Here is a 22,042-nt window from a genome sequence, read left to right on the forward strand (position 1 = left end):
CAGCACAAGCGTAGCCTCCTCGCACAAAACGTTTTGTGCGAGGAGGCAGAGAAGGAACTACAAACCTTATCGCCGTGCATTTGCTCGGTACTCTGTTGGTGTGATACCAATTTCACGCTTAAAGGCAACGCTGAAGGCAAATTGATTTTCGTAACCAACGTGATGTGCGATCTCATTGATCGATATCGCCGGTGAAATCAGCATCGCGGCCGCTTCACGCATGCGCATGCGCGTCACATGGCGGAGAGGACTACACTTGAGCTGGCTTTGACAGAGACGGCGTAGGTGTTCGCGACTCATATCGGCGCGCTGCGCTAATTCATCGATATTCCAGGCATAGGCCAGATGTGAAGCAACCTCTTCCCAAAGCCGTTCGAGCCGTCTATCGATGGCGATCGGATTGATGATGCGTTGCGCATAGCAATGTGTCAAATGGGACCAGAGAGCCAGGGCCTGTGGATCGGCATAGCCGCTGAACTCGCGACAGAGTCCCTGGATTGCCACGATAAGAGGTTGTGGATCAACCTGGATGAGCTCTGTATGTCTTTCCAGAGTATCAGAGGCATGAGAGTCTGCAGGCTCGGGGTAGATGACCCAGCCAATGCTCCACAACTGGTTATCGATGGCATGATAGGCATGAAATTTTCGGGCCGGTGTAATGAAAGCCGTTCCAGCAGAACATTGCATCCATTGGTCATCAATCCATACCTGGCCGTGGCCCGCAGTGCAGACAACGACCTGCCTGAAAGGCGGGTTGTGCCTGACAAAGGCAAAATCTCCGCTGACCTCAGAGGTGCCGGCCAGTTCAATGCCATGGTGACGCAAGGCTGCACAATCCAGGTAGGAGACACGACGTTCCCGTGTCCGTGGACCGATGACATGCTTTTCACGTAGATCTGGTAGATTTTTATACATAGCTTTTTCTTGTTTGTATTTGTGCTTTTTGTGATGCAAAGTTCAAAGCTCTGCTAACCACGGTAGGTAGTGGCGGAGCATCTCCGGTGTAAAACCATTGTGTTCAATCACGTCTCTATAGAAATATGCACTTGGACGAGGTGAGCGTGTAAATGTTGTAAAATCGACATCAACAAGACCAAAGCGAGGGAGGAATGATCCCCATTCGTAGTTATCCAGGAAGGACCAGTAGAGATAGCCGCGTACATCTACGCCGCGATCGATGGCTTCCTTGAGTGCGGTCATATGGAGTGCCAGATACACCAAACGCCATGCATCGTCGTTGCTCGCTACTCCATTCTCGGTGATGTAAACAGGCTTATCTATGAGCCGCTCCAGATTGAGAATAATCCCTTCGGGGAAGAACTCTTCAAGGTAAAAGTCCATGGGAATCAATTTGAGCTGGGTGTGTCGATAGCGTGTGCCTTCTCCACTTGCTCTGCGGGCATCGATCATGTGACGCGTGTAATAATTGATAGCCCAATAGTCGCAGGTGCCTTTAACATCAGCATCGAAAACAACGTCCTGGAAGGGCATGACTATTTCACCCGTGCGAATGGCATGAAAGAAAAATTCGTGATCGATCCAATCGCGGTAACGGGTAAGAGTAACATCAAAATCGCTGGTGGGGCGTGAGGGCATATAGTAAGGGAACGCATGGGCGCTACTTACCGGTGCCGTAGAATATTCCTTGACAAGATGATAGCCACGTGCATGATAGCGTATAAAATTTGCCTTCTCTAGCAGACGCTCTGGCGCATTTCCTAGATTAAACTCATTAATGATGATCCAGAAGTCTGTATATGGTGCAAGCGCCGGGACAACGTAACGTACATAGCGCTCAAAAAACGGCAGGTTATCCAGAGTATGAAAGGCACCTTGCTCTTCAAACCACTGTGGATGCGAAAAGTGATGGAGGGTAACGAACGTCTTCATGCCTGCTTCTTTGACACGTCGTGCAAGATCTACATAGTGGGCGAGCGCTTCAGTATCGAACTGGTTTTCAGCAGGCTCAATGCGGCTCCATTCAATGGAAAAGCGATATGCCTGATGCCCTAACTCTTGCAGCAACGAAATGTCCTCTTTGTAGAGGGCATAGGAGTTACAGGCTTTGCCTGAACGTTCGGCGAAGCGTCCTGCCTGTTCCCATGCCCACCATTGTGAGTGGATATTATCGCCTTCAATCTGATGTCCAGCCGTGGCTGATCCCCAGATGAAATGCGCAGGAAACGAGCTTTCTGGTAGACTGAAAAGATCCTTCATATGTTTGCGCTTTCCAAATATGTGCTTATCACAAATGCTAGAAAGTTTTTTGCGCATAGATTGCTTCTCACTTATGCTGGTATTATACTGATGAATAAAGCACATAGTCAATAGTTGACTTTTGTTCACTGGCTTTTCACAAATATCTGCGATATATCCTGGTGATTGTTATTTAGTGCTACAGCCTGCTCTTCTCAACTAGAAGTTGAGGTGTGTGGCGAGAAGAATGGAGACAATGATGCGTATGCTCAATCCTGCGCCTGCGCCTTTATTTCGTGATCCTATATATGATGGGGCCGCCGATCCGACGTTGATCTGGAATCGTCAAGAGGAGGCGTGGTGGATCATCTATACCCAACGCCGTGCAAACCTGGAACTTCCAGGTGTGGCTTATTGCCATGGTAGTGATCTTGGCATCGCTTCATCTACTGATGGTGGCCAGTCCTGGCTCTACCGCGGTATCCTGCGTGGACTCGAATTTGAGCCAGGACACAATACTTTTTGGGCACCGGAGGTTATCTGGCATGATGGTCTATATCATTTGTATGTCAGCTATATCCAGGGGGTCCCCAGTGACTGGCGTGGTTCTCGTAGGATTGTGCATATGACGAGCGAGAATCTCTGGGACTGGCATTTTGTGGCTGTGCTCCCTCTCTCTTCTCAGCAGGTGATTGATGCCTGTGTGTATCGTCTGCCTTCGGGTATATGGCGGCTCTGGTATAAAGATGAGCTGCATGGAAGTTATACCTATGCTGCGGACAGCAAGAATCTCTTTGACTGGACGGTTGTTGGACCGGTGATCTCTGATGTTGCGCATGAAGGACCAAATGTGTTTTACTGGCATGACGTATATTGGATGCTTACGGATGAATGGAGAGGCTTAGGTGTCTATCGCTCGCCTGACGCTCAGATGTGGACACGGCAGCCTGGACATTTCCTGGCGACACCAGGCGTACGGCGCGACGATGGCGCTTATGGACGTCATCCTGATGTGCTTGTTCAGGGTGAGCAGGCATATATCTTCTACTTTACCCATCCAGAAGAACATCAGAGCAGAGACAGGCACGCGCAGGAGGATAGCCCCACCGAACTACCTTATCGTGCTCGACGTACCTCACTCCAGGTAGCACAATTGACGCTAGACAATGAATTGCTAGCCTGCTCACGTGATACCGTTGCATTTCAATTGACCCATCAATAAAATGAGAAACTAGTTATCATCCCCTGTCTGATGTTCTCTCTCTCTGATAATTTTTTTTTCATCCAGGTCGGAACGACCTGCTATCCAGGCCTGGATGAAAGTAGTACCTCACTTGTGTTGCCTGTGAGTGGAACACTAATTGTTACACTGGCATTCTTTGTAAGAAATGCTTTTAAATGTGTCTTTGCCTGTGACATGGTGTTCCCGTTCCATATGCTATGTGTTTATGACGAATGTGTATATGGCAAATAAAATCTGGCATTCTACCCATAGACTCTTCACTGCTTTCTCTTTATACTGTTACTAACTACTCGACCAGAGTGAACGTGCACTTGACAAATACATCCCTTGAATATTGAGTAGTGCCAGTCTGCGCGATTTAGCGTTTTATGCATTCAGGAAAACGGCCAATGAGATGATATGGAAAAGTATGTTAGTTGTCTCACGGCCATATTTACGCAAAGGAGCAAAATTGTATGTCTACCGGTGATGCGTTAGATGTACGCACGTCCATGATGTCCCGTCGTCGCTTTTTGGATCATGCAGGCAAGACGGCTGTGACATTAGGTAGTGCGACTGCGCTTGGTGGAGCGATTCTCACAGCCTGTGGAACGGCAGCGAGCTCAGGGACGACGCTGAGCCTATGGAACTTTGATCCAGCACCCCAGGCAGTGGGCATTCAATATCAAAAGTGGATTGACGAGTATAAGAAAGTCAATCCAAAGGTCTCTTTCAAATTGCAAGGTTTTGCCAGCGACCATGATACGAAGCTTGCTGCAGCCGCGAAAGTCGGCCAGGGTCCAGATCTTGATCAGTTCGATCCAGCAAGCCTCTACTCATATTATAAGTCCGGTTACATTGTTCCCTTTCCGGACGCGTTATTTCCCATAGATACATTGAAGAAAGACTACCCCTGGCTTCCTTTGCAGCTTTTACCTGATGGACGCATGTATATGTTTCCTATGGATGTTGCGACCGGTATTATTATTTATGATAAAAAAGCGTGGCGTGCGGCTGGCCTGACAGACAATGATGCGCCTAAGACATGGGATGATTGTGCGCAACTCGGAAAACATTTGACTCTGAGCACCAATGGCGTGGTGAAGCAGTATGGCTTCAACATGGGAGGTTATCCCGGTGACTGGCTCGTGTTGGATCTCTACTATCAACTTGGTGGCTATCTCTACACTGAAGATGGCAATCAGGTCAATTTTAACAACGAGCAGATGATTCAGGCAATTCAGACCTACGCGGATTTTGCTAATAAGTATAAGGTGGGATCGTATCAGGATGATCCAGCGGCTCTCATGGGTCAGGGGCGTAATGCCATGTTCCGTGGTTGGGGCTGGGGAATTAATGCGGCGCAATCCGCTAATCCACAGGCCGAGATTGGCGCATTCCCTCTGCCTACATATACTGGAAAGCGCGATGGCGTTTCTGGTCATGGCGTGCTGGCAACCATGTTTGCTGTTATGAAATCAGCTAGCAATGAGCGTCGTGACGCGGCATTCCAGTTCTTGCAATGGTTATTCCTTAAAAGCGATCCAGTACGTCACAATCTGGAACTGGCTACACTTGATGGTGGTGTGCCACAGTATGGTCCCTCTGTTACGCTGGCCAATGCACCAGCAGTAAACGCGATGAAAGTCGTCGTAAACAACGCAATATATCCAGGCCAGTATCCAGATGGTGTTGCAACTCCTCTACAACGGGCCATTCAGCAGATCGCGCGAACCCATGCGAATCCTGCCGATGCACTGTCTGCAGCAGAGCAGAGCGCGAACAAGTATCTGGCGTCCCTGGGTTCTGACTTTGGGAAACTGGTGACTGAGCGCAAGAAGATTCAGCCGTAGTTGCGCATGGTGAAGAGCACACCATGCGGAGCGTGCTCTTCATCAGTATACAGGAAAGGATCATACTACTATGGCTATCTCCCTCCGGCCACGACGCCGTGTTCGGGTAACACCACCAGTGAGATTTGCCTGGATCATTCTCACCCCATTTTTGCTGTCGCTGGTTATCTTTACTGGTATTCCTTTGGTAATGGCGTTTGTACAGAGCTTGCAACATGGTGACCTGATTACCTCAGACCGTCCTTTTGTCGGACTGGCAAACTACCAATATGCGCTTACGCAGGACCCTGTCTTTTTTACAACGCTGAGCAACACTCTGTTTTATACGGTGGTGACAGTACTGCTTGGAAACACGTTCAGTTTTGGACTGGCTCTACTGATCAGTCATATACGCCGTTTCGTTGGAGTATTCCGCCTGCTTTTTTATCTCCCAGGCATAACGACTGCGGTAGCTGTCGCCAGTGTTTGGAAGGCGTTATACGATGTGAATGCCGGTGTCTTCAATCAAATTCTGCGCTCCTTTGGTCTGGTAGGTCCGGACTGGCTCGGTGATACGCACCTGGCGCTATTGAGCGTGACGACTATGAGTATCTGGTGGGGAATTGGTGGTGGCATGCTCATCTATCTGGCTGGATTGCAGGGTGTCGATACGTCTTTGTATGAGGCTGCTCGGGTTGATGGAGCACGTGGCTGGCCTATCTTCTGGTATATTACGCTGCCCCAGATGCAACCAATGCTCATTTTCCAGGGCATCATTGGAACTATTGCTGGTATGCAGGTTTTTGTGCCGATGTTTGTGTTGACGAATGGTGGTCCTATCGACGCGACCCGTTCGATTGTCGAGTACATGATCGATAATGGTCTGGGACAAGGTAATGGAAGTATCGATATCGGCTATGCAGCAGCTATTAGCTTCATTCTCTTTGCCCTGGTTTTCGTATTGGTGATGCTTGAGTTCTGGCTCGCACGAAAGGGGGAGCGTGACGTATGATTGTTGAGAAATCTGTAGACCCTGAGGCTATGGCAAAAATTGCGTGGCAAAGAAATATACATAGGCGGCGCTATTACACGACGGGCCTCCTCTATACCTGTGCCTGCATACTCGCTATTATCATCGGCTTTCCTATGTTCTGGATGTTTACTGGTGCCTTTAAAAGTAATGCTGAGATTTTGAGCATTCCTACAACGATTTTTCCTGCGCACTGGACCTTAGATAATTTTCAAGCGATATGGACAAACTTCAACTTCGGCATCTACTTCTGGAACAGTTTGTGGCTGGCTCTGGTGCGCTCAACTATCCCCGCGTTCACCTCTGCACTCCTGGGTTATGTGTTTGCTAAAATTCGCTTTCCTGGACGTAGTACTATCTTTACGGCTGTCATTGTGACGATGATGTTGCCAGCGGCGATCACATTAATTCCCAGCTATATATTGATGTTTTACCTCGGCTGGTTAAATACCTACTGGCCGTTAATCGTCCCCAGCGTGTTTAATCCTTATGGCATTTTTTTGATGCGGCAAATGATGAAACAATTGCCCGATGAAACGCTGAATGCCGGACGTATCGATGGCGCCTCTGAATGGCAGATCTTCTGGCGTATTGCTCTTCCGTCGATGTGGCCAGGTGTCGTTGCTGTGCTGATTATTACGTTTATTGGGGCCTGGGATGATTTTACCTGGCCTCTGCTTGTGTTGAATGACAATTCGATGTTTACCCTACCATTGGGCCTGGCAAACTTTACAGCACAGCCGTTGCATGCGACTGATTACGGTCCGCAACTAGCTGGCGCGCTTCTCAGCACATTACCGGTTGCGCTTGTGTTTTACTTCGGGCAACGCCGTATCGTGGAGAGTGGACTGTTTTCTGGTTTACGTGCCTGAGCACGTATGCTGATGGGGTCAGTATGGGCTGGCCCCTATATGGTTGAATCTTCTATACCATAGGGGGAGGTTTGTATGTCGTTTTACTGGCTTGAGGATGCGCGAGGGCACGCACTCTATCACGATACTGAACATATTGTCTCTCTTGCTCCTTTCGTGGCTGCGGATTCTGAGAGCGTACGCTATCGTGATGAGGTGATATCGGTAGATGATGGCGTGTTTCGCTGGACTCGGTACTTCAAGCTAGAGTGCGAGGCACCTCGGCAATCGGTGCGTTTAACGATGGAGGCCGTTGCTGCTTATAACGCTGCCTATATGCTTATTCCTGCCATTTCCTATAATGGCAACCACTGGGTACAGGGCATGAGCCTAAAGGCTTTCTTCATAATGGTACACCCCGATCTTTTGCCTGGCATCGTGGCTCCGTTCCAGGTGCAACCTATTCTGAAGGGGAACGCTGGTCTGTGGCCCTATTTAGTGCTGTTCCTGTTGCTGCTGATGGCTGTTCCTGCACACTCATTCCCAGCGAGAATGAAACGATACACACGCTGTTCTGGCCAGAGGAGGAGTGTCCAGATGTGTATAGCGAACGCGACAGCTATAGTCCCGGTTATAGTACCCTTCTATGGCTCAATCCTGGTGAGGAGAGAGTGTGTGTGGCATACCTGAGTGTAGCAGCGGTTGGAGAGGAGCGCCGGGGGTGGCAAAAAATGCTCGATGTGGCCTGGCAACTCAACTACCACGCCACCTCACCATGGTTTTCTCCCGATGAGCTGTGGAGGCTGGGTATCCACTTTGCCAAAGAGAGCCTCTGGGCTGAGGAAGATATATTTCGCGGTTTCTCAATCGGTTTACTCTGGGCGGAAGGTACGAATAAGCAGCCTGGTCGCTGGCGGCAACGGCCCGACCACAAATATGAGATTGGCTGGGCTGGTCAGAATGCTAGCCTGGCAGTTGCGCTGCTCAACGATTTTTTGCGCAGTGGGGATAGGGACTCGCTAGTGCGTGGATTGGCTACGCTCGATTGCTGGGTGGCTGGCGCAGCACTTCCTGGTGGCCTCATGCGTTGCCATTTTGATGCTATTCTTGATGGTTCTTCCTTCCTGACAGATGACTTTACCAGGACTGGAGGTGATGCGCGGGAACACCAGGATGCTTGCAATCTGGGCGGTGCGGCGCTGGCGTTGTTTGAGGCAGCACAATTGGCGCAGCAATGTGGCAGCCCTCGACCTCAATATAAAGATGCCGCACTCGGTATCTGCAATTTTGTACTGCAGACGCAGAGGGCTGATGGGTGTATTGGGCGGGCGTGGGCAAATAATGGGGTGCTGCTTGCCATGGAAGGGACTATTGGCGCGTTTCTCATACTTCCTCTCATTAGCGCTTACGTTCATACGGACGATGAACGTTATCTTGCTGCCGCAGAACGTGCTTATACCTACTATATAGATGCATTGTTGCGCGATGGGTATACAACTGCTGGTGCGCTCGATACTGACTGTATCGACAAAGAATCTGCCGTGCCTCTAATGGATGCTGGCCTTACCTTATATGAGGTGACAGGTGCGCACCACTATCTAAATGGAGCCATGCATGCCGCTTACTATCTTGCCTCGTGGCAGTGGTGCCATACGGTTGAGTATTCAGCGGAAAGCGTCCTGGGGAAGATAGGCTATGACACCTTTGGTGGTACAGCGGTATCCACTCAACATCATCATCTGGACCCCTATGCAATTGCATGTGTGCCGGGCTGGCTACAGCTGGCACAGTTGACCGGAGAGGATATCTGGCGGCAGCGTGCACGTGCGGCGTGGGATCATGGGACTATTGGCATTTCCGATGGAAGCTTGCTGGTGCTTGGGAAGCAACGCCCCATTGGAAGCCAGGATGAGGGAGCATTTCATACGCGCTGGCGCGAATATGGATCTGTCTCAGAGTGGCTTGTTGCATGGCCGACAGCTTTCCGGCTGGACGTTTTGCGCAGGTCCAACGACTGGTTATCGCTTAATGAGTGATGTATCGATGACAGGTTGTCATTGCTAGGGGATCGACTCGCGATCGATGTGAGTCGATCCAGGAGACACCAATTGATGCAACGGAGGTCAACATGTCCAAAATCTGGCGAAAGGTGATGCGGCCTTGCCTCATCACGTTACTGGCAATGCTTATTGTATCGGCAACTTTAGTGACCACCAGCATGATAACGAAGACTGAGCCCGCAGCTGGCAGCTCGGTCGCTGGATGAGGCATGTGGAATCGCAATGACTCTGATTTTGTGAATGGGACGCTTGATGAGGTACGCTTCTATCAAAGCGCCTTGAGTGATAGCCAGATCGCTACGCTGTATAACACCAACAACCAGGCTAGCGTTGCCCGGTATATAGACAGGCATGCAGCAGGGAGGAGTATGTGTTCCCCTCTGTTGTATGCCACGGATTAAGATAGTAACCAATGGAATATGATGTACTTTATAATGAAAATGGAGTAAAGATACAGTGAGTGCACAAAAAATCAAAGTCCTCTATGACACCGATCCTGGCTCAGATATTGATGATGCGGTCGCGCTTGCTTATCTGCTTGCGGAGCCGCGTTGTGAACTGTTAGGTATCACGACCGTCTCGGGCAGGCGTCTGAGCGCGCGATGCTTGCCAGTGCTCTCTGTCGGGTAGCGGGGCAGCCGACCATTCCTATCTACCCTGGTGTTGAACGTCCACTCCTACTACAGCACGAGCATCAGCCCACGGCGCCGCAGCAGGAGGCATTGGTCCGCTGGCCTCACGAGACCGATTTTCCTCGGGGGTCAGCCATTGAATTTTTGCGGCAGACCATTCGTAAGCATCCCGGTGAGATTGTGCTGCTGGCGACTGGACCTATGACGAATATCGCCCTTCTTTTCAGTGTCGACCCGGCCATTCCGTCGCTGCTGAAAGGTCTTGTGTTGATGTGTGGTGCGTTCTCGGCTGAGCAACAACAGCGGACACCGGTTGAATGGAATGCGCTCTGCGATCCGCACGCAGCCGCTATTGTCTACCGTACACCCATTGCACAACATCGCTCAATCGGATTAGATGTCACGATGCAGGTGGTGATGCCAGCTGAACAGGTACGCGAGCGTTTTATACAGACTCCTCTTTTACATCCCGTGCTTGATTTTGCAGAGGTCTGGTTCCGCGAACGCCCACAGATTATTTTTCACGATCCTTTGGCTGCCGTAAGCATTTTTGACGAACAGGTGTGTCAGTGGACGCGGACCGTGGTCGAAGTGCATCTGCAAGATGATGAATTGCTCGGTCAGACGCAAATACTGACCACAGACAAATCTGCGCAACATGAAATCGCCCATATGGTCGATCCCGCGCGCTTCTTCGAGCGCTATTTTCGTGTCTTTTCTATGAAGAGCTAATTAAATGTATCGGTTTCAAGCCCCACACGTACATTTCTTGTCTTTAATGCCAGATAGCATCATTTGCGGCGTGCAGTTACATCACGTACAAGCAGGATGGCACCATTGATGATGCCTTCTTCGTCTCGAAGAGGGGTCCCGGTAATGCTTAAATCCACGATCCTGCCATCTGGTCGACCCAAATGTACCTCAGCCATATTGGCCCGGCCAGGGTTTCGCCCTGCATTAACCTTGTCTGCGGCCATGCCTCCATAGGCAATGGTGAGCCATATTCATCCAACAGCGTTATGGCTGGTGGGGCTAGCGGTGCATGCAAATGATCGTCAGAGATATCGAACATGATTTGTGCGGCTCGATTTATTCGCGTAGGGACATTAGCACGATCCAGGATAATCAGGCCATCACCAATCGTCTCAAAAATAGCCTCTAACTCACTGGCCTGGTGCATGGCTTGCAATTGAGCCTGTTTCTGCTCCGTAATGTCCATGTCGATACCAAGCATACGAATAGGAAAGCCATCATCGTTATAGAAGACTTTGCCGCGTGTCGCAGTCCAGCGGATAGACTCGTCGGCCCGCACCATCCGAAATTCTATACTGAATGGTTTTTTTTGCTCGATGGCCTGCCGTACAGTCTCTCGCACAAACGCTCGATCTTCCGGGTGAACGAAGGAGAGAAAATAATTATATGTCCCCTTAAAACTATGAGGTGCCAGGCCCATGGCTGTTTCAAGTCCGACGGACCAGGTAATGGTATCAGAAGATATATGCCAATCCCAGGTCCCATTCTCGCAGAGGGCAATGCGCAGACGTTCTTCACTATTGCGCAAGGCGATCTCTGTATGTTTAAGTTCAGTCACATCACGACTAATGCCGAGTACAGAGGTCACCTGGTGACCATCGACACTAAATTCAGGAGCCAGGCGGGCCTGATAAATATGTTCCCCTTCCATACCAGGATACACAAATTCAAATTGTCTGATATCGCCTGTATCAAATACTTCGCCCAGATATTTTTCCCACAATAGACACATCTCATCAGGCATGCCCAGTTCACGGCCAGTTTTGCCGATAAAGGCCTGCATCGGCAGCCCTGTTACCTCAGCGATAGCCGGGTTGACATAGGAATGACGAAACTGTCGGTCCACGCGTTCAATCATATCTGGAGCATTCTCTGCTAGCGTTTGAAAGGCATGCTGACGGCGCGCTAATTCCTGACTCTGATCCTCGATATACCTCTCCATAGAGACCTTTTCGATCGCATTGGCAATTGCGACACGCAGGAGTTCTGACGACAATTGATCCTTAATTAAATAGTCTTGTACCCCTTGCTTCATCAAACGTACAGCGACTATTTCACTACCCTTACCCGACAGAATAATTATCGGAGGGAGCAGGGAGGGGAACATTGCACGCAGACGCTCCAAAAAGTCTCCTCCCGTCATATCCGGCAAGAGATAATCTAGAATAATACAATCGAATATGCGATCTTGAAATGCCGCCATCGCTTGCCTGCCAGTCCCAACCTCGTAAAAAGTATAGCTTGTAATATGGTCTTGCTCAAGATAACGGCGCATGGCGGCCCGATCTTCAGAACTATCGTCGACTATTAGAAGGCGCCACGGTTGCTGTGGAACTTGCATCATAATTCACTCCATTTACTACGGAAGCACTACCGCATCAAACCAGTAGCTGATGAGCACTTGCATCGTTTTCGTAAAACGATCCAGGTGCACAGGCTTAAGCAAGTAACTATTAGCTCCACAATCATAGCAAAATTCAATATCCTTAGGATTAGAAGAGGTTGTCAGCACGACCACAGGAATTTTCCTCAAATGTGGATGTTTTTTGATGCGCGCTAACACAACACGCCCATCTAAGCCAATCAAGTTGAGATCCAGTAGAATCAATGAGGGCAAGGCATCATCCTGTAAGTGTTGATATTCCCCATGGCGATACAATAGGTCCAGCGTTTGTTCGCCCCGTATACAACGCGTCACCGGATAAGCAACCGGTAACTTTTTAAAGATACGCATCAGGGTAAAGAAATCTTCATCGCTATCTTCCACAATCAGGATAGACGCAGGCTTGTTTTCCTCATTCATGTCTGCACCGTTTTAGTTCTGCACCGTTTTCAGTGGCCCAAGAGTCCAATAAAAAGTTGTGCCCTGGCCTTCAGTTGACTCGATCCAGATCACGCCGTTGTGACGCTCGACGATCTTCTTCACAATGGTTAATCCAACACCTGATCCGCCACCAAACTCTTCACGTCCATGTAAGCGTTTAAAAATGCGAAAGATCGAATCGAAATGATCAGCCGAAATGCCAATGCCATTATCACGTACATACAAAATGGGAGGACGCTCCTCCTGCCCATCAGGAGGAGATGAAGCAGGCACAGATCCAACCTCGATCCACTTATCTGGTTTATCTGAGTATTTGATGGCGTTACTAATAAGGTTAATATATATTTCGCAGACACGCGCTCCATCACAGACCACTTTTGGGAGTGAGGCAGGCACACGCACCTGCATATTACTCTCTTGCAAACGGGTATGTAAAAATTCCAGGGCTTGCTGTAAAACGAGACTCAGGTCCGTCTCACGTACAGACAGGTCTACTCGTCCTACATGAGAATAATAGAGTAACGAGTTCATCAGGTCTTCCATACGCTGGGAAAGAGAGACCAGCGTACGCAGTTTGTATACACCCTCTTCGTCCAACTGACTACCATAATCTTCTAGCAGAAAATGCGCATAATTATGAATACCCCGTAGTGGCTCTTTCAAATCATGCGAGGCGGCATAGGCAAATGCATCCAACTCAGCATTGCTATACTGAAGTTCGAGATTCAAGCGGGCAAGCTCTTCTGCCTGGCGCAGAAAGATGTGAATCAGGGCCATACGTAATTCAAGCGCGATCTCTATCTCACCCTGCTTCCACGCCAGAGCGGTCCCCTGGACAAGCTGTTTCCAACTGGCGAATGAAGTACGAGGTGAGAGGCGCGCGCTCTGCTCCGAGATAACTACGGACTTGGCTGGCTCCCCGGCCCATTGCACCGTCTGCACAACTTCAGGTCGGAACCAGAACCAATATTGACGCCGCGCCCTGGAAAGAATTAATGCCAGCATGCCACTTGCACATGCCATATAGGATGCGGCCGGAGAATATCTTTGAGAGAGCGAATTTGTAAATAATATTTCAGCTTCTGGCTGTTGCTCAATCCAGTCTACTAGCTGCTCAATCTCATTCAGTGGAGGCGCTTCTCCCAGGACATGGCACGTTCCATCCAGATAGATAACAGAACCAGTAGCATTAACTACATCGAGCACAGCCTGCCGCTTACTGACAAGCGCATCAACAAAAGAAGAGGTCCCTTGCTCTGAAAGGATCACCAACAATTGAGATTGAATGTTCTTTAATTTCGTCAGGTAGACTGCATCTTCACGCTCTTCAATCGGAGGTACTTGTAAAGACATGATGCGCCCAATCAGCTCGCAGGCTGTACGAATATCATAAGAAATATAATGCGGCGTCTCATGATGACAGGCAATCAGTCCCCATAGCGTGTTATTTTTAACAATAGAGATCGACATGGAGGCGGCTACCTCCATATTTTTTAAGTACTCAATATGGATAGGTGAGACACTACGCAGCACCGAAAAACTCATATCGAGGGTCTGCCCGGTTACAGGATTAATGGCAGGAACAAGTGGCACAGGCGTATAGGATCGATCTGGAATTAAACGCAACCAGTTAAGGGTGTACAAACGCCGGGCCTGGGCTGGAATATCAGAGGCAGGATAGTGTAGATTCAGGAAGGTAGGCAGGTCAGCGCGCCTGGCTTCCGCGATGACGATCCCATGTCCATCCGGCTCAAAACGATAGACCATAACACGATCAAAACCGGTGATGCTACGCACCTGTTCAGCTACTTGTTCGGATAGCGCGACAATTGTAGAGCTATGCTGGAGCCGCGAGAAGACAGCTTGCACAGTACTATAAATATCTTTGGGACTTGTAACTGCATAATCACCTTCCCGGATAACCTCTAATTCGAACAGCAACAGGCCATCTTGCCGATGTACGATACAATCAAAACGTTGCTCATTCCCTTTCAGCTCAATGGTAAAAAGGTACAATGGATTACGCTCAATGTGCTCCTGCGGTACTGTAACAAGAGTCGCCAGATCCTGTTCCTTTAAAAGTATCCCCAGTGGCTGCCCCACCAGTGACTCAGCCGGTATACCCAGAATGACTGCCGTATTCTGGCTGGCTTGTACGATTGTCAATTCTGGCCCACGCAGAACCAGTAGTACACCATGGGGTTGGATGCTGCCCGGTATTTGAATAGGTTCACGATCACATTGTGAGACATCGACCGTTGATATAGTGCTGACTTCGTGCTGCTCCATCATACCCTCTCCAAAACATGCTTGATTATTCCTTGTCCAAGCCTGCTGTTGATAGTCCATTGCAACTAGCTGCAAATATGTTTGGCGTCTTCATTCAGTAAGTACACGCTGACACCACACCCAATGACGACACATCACCCAGACAGAGACTTCTGAACGATATGGATGAGGACAAACACCCATACCTTTCATTGAGTAACCAGGCAGCAATAAAAGCGATGCGCGTAGGTTAACCTATGCACATCGCTTTTATTGTCGCATCTGTTGCGATGATCTTTTAAGGGAGGAATTGATTGGTATAGAGCGAATTCAGGTCGAGACTGGTCACATCTTTACCATTGGCATCCTTGACGCCGCCGGCATTGAGAATAAATTGGGGATAGTTATGCCAGGCGGCTGCGTCTTGCAAACCCCAGCGACGACCGTTGTCGGCGTAGCGCTCGCTCAGATATTGCTGACTATCAAGTACATAGGATTGGTCAGGGAAGGTACCTTTCGGCGTTTCTTGCATTAATATCTGGGCCGCCTCACTGGCATGGGTGCGCGCGTACTCATAGCCACGAGCCGTCGCGTTCATAAAGCGGCGCAACAGATCTGGCTTCGCTTTGATCTCGGTAGGGCTGGCGATAAATGTGGGGTATAGTAATCAGCGATACCATATTTAATGATCGGAAAAGTAGTTAATGGCATGCCTTGATGCTTGGCCTGGATACCCTCGGCACCGTCAAAAATCCAGACGAAGTCTACGCGATGGCTCTGCAAAGCCTGCAAGGGATCAATATCCAGGGTCACACTCTTGATGTTACCTTTGCCACCATCCTGCTTGATGATCTGGCTAACTACCGCGGATTCATAGGGGTACCCAAAGGCGCCATAGGTCTTACCGTCCAGGTCGCGGGGATGCTTGATACCTGAACTGGTCAGCACCGCCAGGGATGAGGTGTTGTGCTGCACGATGGCTGCGATAGAGACGGCTGGCTGGCCTACCGCCGCATCAGAGACCACCTCTTCAGTCGAGCTTACACCTACATCGGCCTTGCCATTGCTCACCAATACATCCGGGGTAACATTTGATGAATAAGGGACGATCTGCAGATTAATCCCTTCCTCTTGATACCACTTCTTACTCATGGCGACATAGACACCCGTATGGTTAGTGTTCGGCGTCCAGTCCAGCGCCAGTTTCATGGTAGTCAAAGGCTGCTTTGTCGTGGACTGGATAGGAGCATTGCTACGCTGCTGCTGCGCCAGGTAAATACCCACCACCACCAATACCACCAACAAGGGAATGCCAATGCTGAGCAATAAACGAGTACGAGATTTCATCTAAAAAAGCCTTTCCAGTTAGCGTTTTTGTCCCAGGCGTTGATGCCAGGGCAAGGCAATACGTTCAATCAATGAGACCAGGCCGAAAAGTAATAAACTTAACAGAGCCGTGACGACGATGGCCGCGAATACCAGCACAATGGCATTTGAGCTCGCGGAGGTCTTCATGTAGAGGCCCAATCCCTGCTGGGCCGCCACATATTCACCGACAATCGCGCCCGTTACACTATATGTGGCCGCAATCCGCAGTCCTGAGAAGAAGGAGGGCATGGCGCCCGGCAAACGCACCAGCCAGAGGGCCTGCCAGGGAGAAGCCTTCATACTACGCAGCAACTTCATCAATTCAGGATCAGTACTCAACAGGCCATCCAGTGACGCTACCACTATAGGAAAGAAACAATAGAGGGTAACGACAATAATTTTGGGTGTCAGCTCAAAACCAAACCAGATGACCAGTAGCGGAGCCAGCGCGACCATCGGGATGGTTTGCGAGATAATCAGGTGCGGATACACGGCCCGCTTAATCCATGGAGAGAGATCTAATAATATTGCCAGTACCAGTCCTAATACGGTGGCAATGAATAAGCCAACCACAGTTTCCAGGCTGGTCTGTACCGTGTGCCCAAAGATGACATCCCAGTTATCGATCAGTGCCCGTACAATCGCGACCGGGGTGGGTAATAGATTTCTAGCGACCAGGCCGGCGCGCACCACAAGCTCCCAGAGCAGAAAAAGGCTTAGCGCCAGCACAAACGCGGGACCATAGCCCGCCAGGCGTTTGAGGGTCATAATGGCTGCTCCTTCACAAGAAGGGAGAGTAGCTCTCGCTCCAATTGGATGGAGGCGGCTTCCGTCAGCATTTCTTGCCGCCGTGGTCGCGGTAAATCGATATCGACTACTCTTAGAACTGAGGCCGGACGGGCGCTCAGCACATAGATACGATCAGATAACAGGATAGCCTCTCGTACGTCATGTGTGATAAACAGGACGCTAGAATGATATGTTTGCAGGAGGTCTAACAGCCACATCTGTAAGGTGATACGTGTCAGGGCGTCGAGCGCCCCAAAGGGTTCATCTAACAATAGAAATGAAGAGTTAAATAAGACCGTGCGCAACAAGGCAATACGCTGGCGCATGCCACCTGAAAGGGCGGTAGGATAGCTCTCGGCGAAATCGTGCAGGCTAAAACGCTTTAAAACATCGTGCGCTTGCTGTAGCGCCTCCTTGCGTGGCAGGCGGCGAATATCCAGCCCCAGCAGAATATTCTCTTCGACGGTGCGCCAGGGCAACAATAACGGCTGCTGCGGCATATAACCAACCCGGCCAGCGCGCTCCCCATCCCAATCCCCATCAATCGCCAGCGTACCGGTTGTCGGTTCATCCACACCTGCGATAATATTAAACAGGGTACTTTTTCCACAGCCACTGGGACCAATCAGCGAGACGAACTCGCCCCTGGCGACCGTCAAATCTATTGGTGTCAGAGCCTCAACCCGCCGCTTCCCCTCCACATATGTTCTGGTCACCCCTTTGACGGTTAGCTTCTGCGTACCTGCTTGTGTTTTGTGCATCGTACACCTCGGAATATTGTAAGACCACATCTTCTACATATCGGCTCAAGGCGTACAAAAAACCGCTACCCCAACCAAGGGTAGCGGCGATCTTCTATCTACTGCTGACATCAAAAGACGCATAAGGTCTGGATCGCTGTCAGCCGGCAATGAGATCTGCCACTTCCCTACGCTGGTATGATCCAGATCAGGTTTGAGGGTCGTGACGCATATAGGCGTGCGTCAACTTCTCAGTCCGTAGACTCCCCTAGCAGCAAAATTGTTTTATTCTATTGAGCAAACGATGTGCATGGAATAGTGTTCATATCTGTTTCTTACTGCTTGCAGTATACCTCATGCGCACCTATTTGTGAAGAGTTCCCCAGCCTCAGGGCAGGGCTTCGCAAAAGTCCGGGGGAGGTGAAAAAGAAGAGTCAATCCAGTAGAATGAAAAAAAAATCAAGGTCATTCGAGGAAAGACTCTGCATGGAATATAGCACACTGAAAACGGAAAGCAAGACCATTCAAGAAGTAAGCCCATCGCATCTGCGTTCGTTGTACGACATCTGTGCGCAGATCCCTGATCAGCGGGCAGCCCGAGGGAAGCAATATGCGTTAGCGGACGTGCTCATCGTGCTGATCCTGGCCAAACTGGCTGGGATGAAAAGCCTGTTGGGAGCCAGCGATTGGGCGCGAGACCAAGGAGAGAGGCTGCGCGAGCAGTTGAACGTGAAGTGGAAGCGTATGCCGTGTGCCAATACGTACAAATATGCGCTCGCTCGGTTGGAGAGCCAGCAGATCAATGAACGATTTCGAGATTGGTTGCTACGGCAGGAGGCAGAAAGCCGATGTGGTGACGAACCCAGTCGTCTCGCGATGCTGGCAGAGCAGCGCGCTGTTCATGTGGCCATTGATGGCAAAGTGTTGCGGGGAACCGGTCAGCAGAGCTATGGAGGAGAAAAGCCGCAGAGGCATGTGTTGCATGTGTATGAAGTGCAAACAGGAATTGTCTTGCATCAGTGTCCAATTGCCGACAAGCAGAATGAAGTCAGTGCCCTCAAGCCGCTGTTGACCGAAGTGCTCTGCAAAGGGCGCATTTTCACCGTCGATGCTGCTCAAAGTTATCATGCGTTTGGACGCATGGTAAAACGGGCAGGAGGAGAGGTGATTCTGATCATCAAAGACAATACGCCCGTGACTCGAGAGGATCTGGAACTCTTTTTCGAAGATCCACACGCTGATCGAAGCACCTGGCACTCCTATGAACAGGTCGAAAAAGGTCATGGCCGACTGGAGCGGCGCCACCTGCTCACCTCACCGGACCTCAACGAGTTTCTGGATCGAGAATGGGGAGAAGTTGGGCAGGTCTTTCGATTACAACGGGAACGCAAGACGGCAGAGAAAAGGAGCGTAGAGGTCGTGTACGGATTGACGACCTTGAGCCGAGAACAGTGTTCGATCCAGCGGCTTTTCCGCCTCATCCGCGACCACTGGGCGGTGGAAAATCGTCTCCATGGGCGCCGTGATGTGACGTTGGGAGAAGACCGATGTGGCGTTCGCGTTCCTCCTGTCGCTCAAATGCTTGCCGTACTCAACTCGCTCGTGCTCTCCTTGATGGATATGCATCAGGTTTCCAATGTGGCTCGTCAAATCCGGCGATTTGCATCTCACCCAGAGGAGGCCCTTGCTTGGTTACTCTGACTTTTGCGAAGCCCTGAGCCTCAGGGCTTTTTATGTTCCTCTTTGGCGCCTGCGGCGCCGGGTTGGGAGTATGGAGTATGTGTGGTGGGCGGCGGCCCACCACACATACTCCATACAGGAAAGAATGGACATCGTATCGCTTACGCGTGATCTCCCTGCGCTCTCTGGACGAACATGAAAAAGCCCTGCTCAGCTTTGAAAACACTTTAATTCAGAGCACTTTGAACAACACGTTGCACAGCTCCAGGCCAATCGCCGCCGCTCGTGTTGTCAGCCTGATAAATAAAGACGTTAAAATTTTGTGTAATTGTTTGCTGTTAAACTATTGATTTGTCAATCATGTTTATATTATTATTACTATGTATGAGAATCACGTTCAATGGAATGGCACGTGATTATATTAGGAGGAATCCTGAATATGGCTAAGAAAGTCGTCTACTCACTCCTCGCCTGTTGTCTCCTCTATTTTTTGTTACAGTCTGTACAACCCACGGTCGTTCATGCCAGCTCGCATGATAATAACGTCGAATGGAATGGTCTCTTTAGCGATCAAGGTCCCTTGTATGACAGTGCCCTTGAGCCTACATGCTCAACCCCGCTTACACTCTCTATGAGGACCTTTCATCAGGACATCACGAGTGCCAATATCAAGTACTATGATACCGCCGATAGTAGCTTTCACTGGGTAGCCATGAGCTTCTCCAATACGGACGCGACGCAGCGTTTCGATATCTGGAAAGGTACGATCCCGGCCAGTTGCTCGATCAAGTTACCGTTTTCAGATCAACGATGGCTCAGCCACTGCCTGGTATAATGCTAATGGCCCCTCTGCCAGCGAGCCCACCAGCAGCGATTTCTACATCCTGCCAAATTTCTCCACGCCACAGTGGGCCAAGAATAGCGTGATGTATCAGATCTTCCCCGATCGCTTCTACAATGGGAATACCAGTAATGATGTCCAGACCAACCAGTATAGTTATCTGGGCTCACCAACTGAGCACAAAACATGGGGATCAAGCCCGGTCGCGGACAGCGGCTATTCAAATAGTACGGTCTTCTTTGGCGGTGATCTCCAGGGTATCGATCAAAAGCTCAGCTACATCAAAAATACGCTGGGCGCCAACGCTATTTATCTGAATCCGATCTTTACCTCGCCTTCCAACCATAAGTACGATACCCAGGATTATAATAATGTCGATCCCTCACTGGGTGGTAATGCAGCCTTCAGCCAGCTTGTCAGCGATATTCATAGCAGTTCCAATGGTCCGGCTGGCCACATCGTACTGGATGGTGTGTTTAACCATACTGGTACCTGGGATCAGTGGTTCAACGAGTACAATACCTATCCTGGCGTCACGGGTGCCTACCAGAGCCAATCCAGCCAATACTATCCCTACTATACGTTTCAGCAATGGCCCAACCAGTATTCAACCTTCCTCGGCTATAGCAGTCTGCCCAAACTGGATTATGGCTCAAGTGGGTCAGCTGTGCGCAATGCGATCTATGGCAACACAAACTCGATCGCCCAGAACTGGATTCGCCAGTATGGTATTGATGGCTGGCGATTGGATGCGGCACAATATGCAGATGCTGGCGGCAACAATGGTAGCGACGCCACCAACCACCAGATCTGGCAGGAATTCCGCAATGGCGTCAAAAGCGCGAACCCCAATGCGCTTATCTTCGGTGAATACTGGGGCAACGCCAACGCCTGGACCAATGGTAGTCCCTGGCAATGGGATGGCGCCACCAATTATGATGGCTTCACCCAGCCAGTCTCGGAATGGATCACGGGGGAAGACTATAGCGGCAATTCTGCCTCTATCGGTGTCTCGCAGCTCGATAGCTGGTTACGCGGTACACGCGCCAACTATCCAACTCCCGTTCAGGATGTGATGCCAAACTTCCTGTCGAGCCACGATATTACGCGCTTCGGCCAACGCGCAGGCGGAGATATCTGGAAAACCTACCTGGCCGCCTTCCTGCAAATGACCTATGTTGGTCTTCCCACTATCTATTATGGTGACGAATATGGTATGCAGGGAGGAGCCGACCCCGATGACCGTCGTACCTTTGATTGGAGTCAGGGAAATACAGGCAACTCGGCAGTCGCCCTCTTCCAAAAATTGATCTCCATTCGCAACAGCTATCCAGCACTGCGTACCGGCTCATTCATTACATTGGCAACCGACGATGCGAATAAGATCTATTCATTTGGACGGATGGACCAGAACAATCGCATCGCCGTCGTGCTCAATAATGATACGACCACGCACACCGAGAGCATTCCCGTCTACCAATTAAGCGTAACTGATGGCAGCCAGCTTACCGACAGGGTTAGCGGCCAGGTCTACACGGTCCAGAACGGCCAGGTCACCGTAACCGTTCAGGGCCACTATGGTGCAATCTTAGCGCAATAGCTCTACCCATCCGCCTCTCAATGAAGCTCCCCTCGCGTTTTAGCGAGAGGAGCTTCACAGCCCAAAGTCCGCTGCG

General features: G+C 50.1%; 21 protein-coding genes, 1 pseudogene and 1 riboswitch. Of the genes and pseudogenes, 12 read left to right on the forward strand and 10 right to left on the reverse strand.

Going from position 1 to position 22,042, the window contains the following annotated elements:
• Positions 1-66: 66 nt before the first annotated feature.
• Both EL645_RS29525 and EL645_RS29530 read right to left on the reverse strand, forming a co-directional pair.
• Positions 67-915 carry an AraC family transcriptional regulator gene (locus EL645_RS29525; protein ID WP_126555401.1) on the reverse strand — a complete coding sequence of 283 codons (849 nt, stop codon included), beginning with the start codon at positions 913-915 and terminating at the stop codon, positions 67-69.
• A 42-nt stretch (positions 916-957) separates the two neighbouring features.
• Positions 958-2,217, reverse strand: coding sequence for a glycoside hydrolase family 1 protein (locus EL645_RS29530; protein ID WP_161977796.1), 1,260 nt, complete (start codon positions 2,215-2,217; stop codon positions 958-960).
• A 238-nt stretch (positions 2,218-2,455) separates the two neighbouring features.
• On the opposite strand from EL645_RS29530, the gene EL645_RS29535 reads away from it, so the two are divergent.
• From EL645_RS29535 to EL645_RS29575, 9 genes are all read left to right on the forward strand, one after another.
• The gene (locus EL645_RS29535) at positions 2,456-3,418 is read left to right on the forward strand and encodes a glycoside hydrolase family protein (protein WP_371865836.1); all 963 of its coding nucleotides are present in this window, start codon (positions 2,456-2,458) and stop codon (positions 3,416-3,418) included.
• Between the two features lie 476 nt (positions 3,419-3,894).
• A complete protein-coding gene (locus tag EL645_RS29540) occupies positions 3,895-5,271 on the forward strand; it encodes an extracellular solute-binding protein (protein WP_126555407.1) in 1,377 nt (458 codons plus the stop codon).
• A gap of 70 nt (positions 5,272-5,341) precedes the next feature.
• Positions 5,342-6,262: a carbohydrate ABC transporter permease gene (locus EL645_RS29545; RefSeq protein ID WP_126555410.1), complete on the forward strand. Its 921-nt coding sequence runs from the start codon at positions 5,342-5,344 to the stop codon at positions 6,260-6,262.
• Positions 6,259-7,152 carry a carbohydrate ABC transporter permease gene (locus EL645_RS29550; RefSeq protein ID WP_126555413.1) on the forward strand — a complete coding sequence of 298 codons (894 nt, stop codon included), beginning with the start codon at positions 6,259-6,261 and terminating at the stop codon, positions 7,150-7,152. Before EL645_RS29545 ends, EL645_RS29550 begins: the two co-directional genes overlap by 4 nt.
• A 75-nt stretch (positions 7,153-7,227) precedes the next feature.
• A complete protein-coding gene (locus EL645_RS29555) occupies positions 7,228-7,821 on the forward strand; it encodes a hypothetical protein (protein ID WP_126555416.1) in 594 nt (197 codons plus the stop codon).
• Complete coding sequence (locus tag EL645_RS29560) at positions 7,809-9,167, forward strand: YyaL domain-containing protein (protein ID WP_126555419.1); 1,359 nt, start codon at positions 7,809-7,811, stop codon at positions 9,165-9,167. The genes EL645_RS29555 and EL645_RS29560 overlap by 13 nt, the downstream gene beginning before the upstream one ends.
• Before the next feature lie 233 nt (positions 9,168-9,400).
• The gene (locus EL645_RS29570) at positions 9,401-9,592 is read left to right on the forward strand and encodes a hypothetical protein (RefSeq protein ID WP_126555424.1); all 192 of its coding nucleotides are present in this window, start codon (positions 9,401-9,403) and stop codon (positions 9,590-9,592) included.
• Between the two features lie 55 nt (positions 9,593-9,647).
• Positions 9,648-9,821 (forward strand): nucleoside hydrolase, encoded by a 174-nt coding sequence (locus tag EL645_RS44650; RefSeq protein ID WP_281276431.1) that lies wholly within the window; start codon positions 9,648-9,650, stop codon positions 9,819-9,821.
• A complete protein-coding gene (locus EL645_RS29575) occupies positions 9,794-10,555 on the forward strand; it encodes a nucleoside hydrolase (RefSeq protein WP_281276432.1) in 762 nt (253 codons plus the stop codon). Before EL645_RS44650 ends, EL645_RS29575 begins: the two co-directional genes overlap by 28 nt.
• A 59-nt stretch (positions 10,556-10,614) precedes the next feature.
• Here EL645_RS29575 and EL645_RS29580 read toward each other — a convergent pair whose 3' ends face one another.
• From EL645_RS29580 to EL645_RS29610, 8 genes and pseudogenes are all read right to left on the reverse strand, one after another.
• Positions 10,615-10,752 carry a PAS domain-containing protein gene (locus EL645_RS29580; RefSeq protein WP_371865784.1) on the reverse strand — a complete coding sequence of 46 codons (138 nt, stop codon included), beginning with the start codon at positions 10,750-10,752 and terminating at the stop codon, positions 10,615-10,617.
• Positions 10,704-12,200, reverse strand: coding sequence for a PAS domain-containing response regulator (locus tag EL645_RS29585; protein WP_126555430.1), 1,497 nt, complete (start codon positions 12,198-12,200; stop codon positions 10,704-10,706). Before EL645_RS29585 ends, EL645_RS29580 begins: the two co-directional genes overlap by 49 nt.
• A gap of 15 nt (positions 12,201-12,215) precedes the next feature.
• The gene (locus EL645_RS29590) at positions 12,216-12,659 is read right to left on the reverse strand and encodes a response regulator (protein WP_126555433.1); all 444 of its coding nucleotides are present in this window, start codon (positions 12,657-12,659) and stop codon (positions 12,216-12,218) included.
• Between the two features lie 12 nt (positions 12,660-12,671).
• Positions 12,672-14,972, reverse strand: coding sequence for an ATP-binding protein (locus tag EL645_RS29595; RefSeq protein WP_218032123.1), 2,301 nt, complete (start codon positions 14,970-14,972; stop codon positions 12,672-12,674).
• A 274-nt stretch (positions 14,973-15,246) separates the two neighbouring features.
• On the reverse strand, positions 15,247-15,546 hold the full coding sequence (locus tag EL645_RS43285; protein WP_246035622.1) for a hypothetical protein: 300 nt from the start codon (positions 15,544-15,546) through the stop codon (positions 15,247-15,249).
• Positions 15,547-15,552: 6 nt separating this feature from the next.
• Positions 15,553-16,295: pseudogene (locus EL645_RS29600) on the reverse strand (ABC transporter substrate-binding protein); the annotation flags it as partial.
• Between the two features lie 18 nt (positions 16,296-16,313).
• The gene (locus EL645_RS29605; RefSeq protein ID WP_126555436.1) at positions 16,314-17,084 is read right to left on the reverse strand and encodes an ABC transporter permease; all 771 of its coding nucleotides are present in this window, start codon (positions 17,082-17,084) and stop codon (positions 16,314-16,316) included.
• The gene (locus EL645_RS29610) at positions 17,081-17,866 is read right to left on the reverse strand and encodes an ABC transporter ATP-binding protein (protein WP_126555439.1); all 786 of its coding nucleotides are present in this window, start codon (positions 17,864-17,866) and stop codon (positions 17,081-17,083) included. Before EL645_RS29610 ends, EL645_RS29605 begins: the two co-directional genes overlap by 4 nt.
• Before the next feature lie 147 nt (positions 17,867-18,013).
• A riboswitch (TPP riboswitch) is annotated at positions 18,014-18,125 on the reverse strand.
• 206 nt (positions 18,126-18,331) lie between these two features.
• On the opposite strand from EL645_RS29610, the gene EL645_RS29615 reads away from it, so the two are divergent.
• From EL645_RS29615 to EL645_RS29620, 3 genes are all read left to right on the forward strand, one after another.
• Positions 18,332-19,546 carry an ISAs1 family transposase gene (locus EL645_RS29615; protein WP_246035309.1) on the forward strand — a complete coding sequence of 405 codons (1,215 nt, stop codon included), beginning with the start codon at positions 18,332-18,334 and terminating at the stop codon, positions 19,544-19,546.
• 418 nt (positions 19,547-19,964) lie between these two features.
• A complete protein-coding gene (locus EL645_RS41580) occupies positions 19,965-20,360 on the forward strand; it encodes an early set domain-containing protein (protein WP_218032124.1) in 396 nt (131 codons plus the stop codon).
• Between the two features lie 91 nt (positions 20,361-20,451).
• The gene (locus EL645_RS29620) at positions 20,452-21,966 is read left to right on the forward strand and encodes a glycoside hydrolase family 13 protein (RefSeq protein ID WP_218032125.1); all 1,515 of its coding nucleotides are present in this window, start codon (positions 20,452-20,454) and stop codon (positions 21,964-21,966) included.
• The last annotated feature ends 76 nt before the right edge of the window (positions 21,967-22,042 follow it).

Origin of the sequence: Dictyobacter kobayashii, from assembly GCF_003967555.1 — a bacterium.
Taxonomy (GTDB): domain Bacteria; phylum Chloroflexota; class Ktedonobacteria; order Ktedonobacterales; family Ktedonobacteraceae; genus Dictyobacter; species Dictyobacter kobayashii.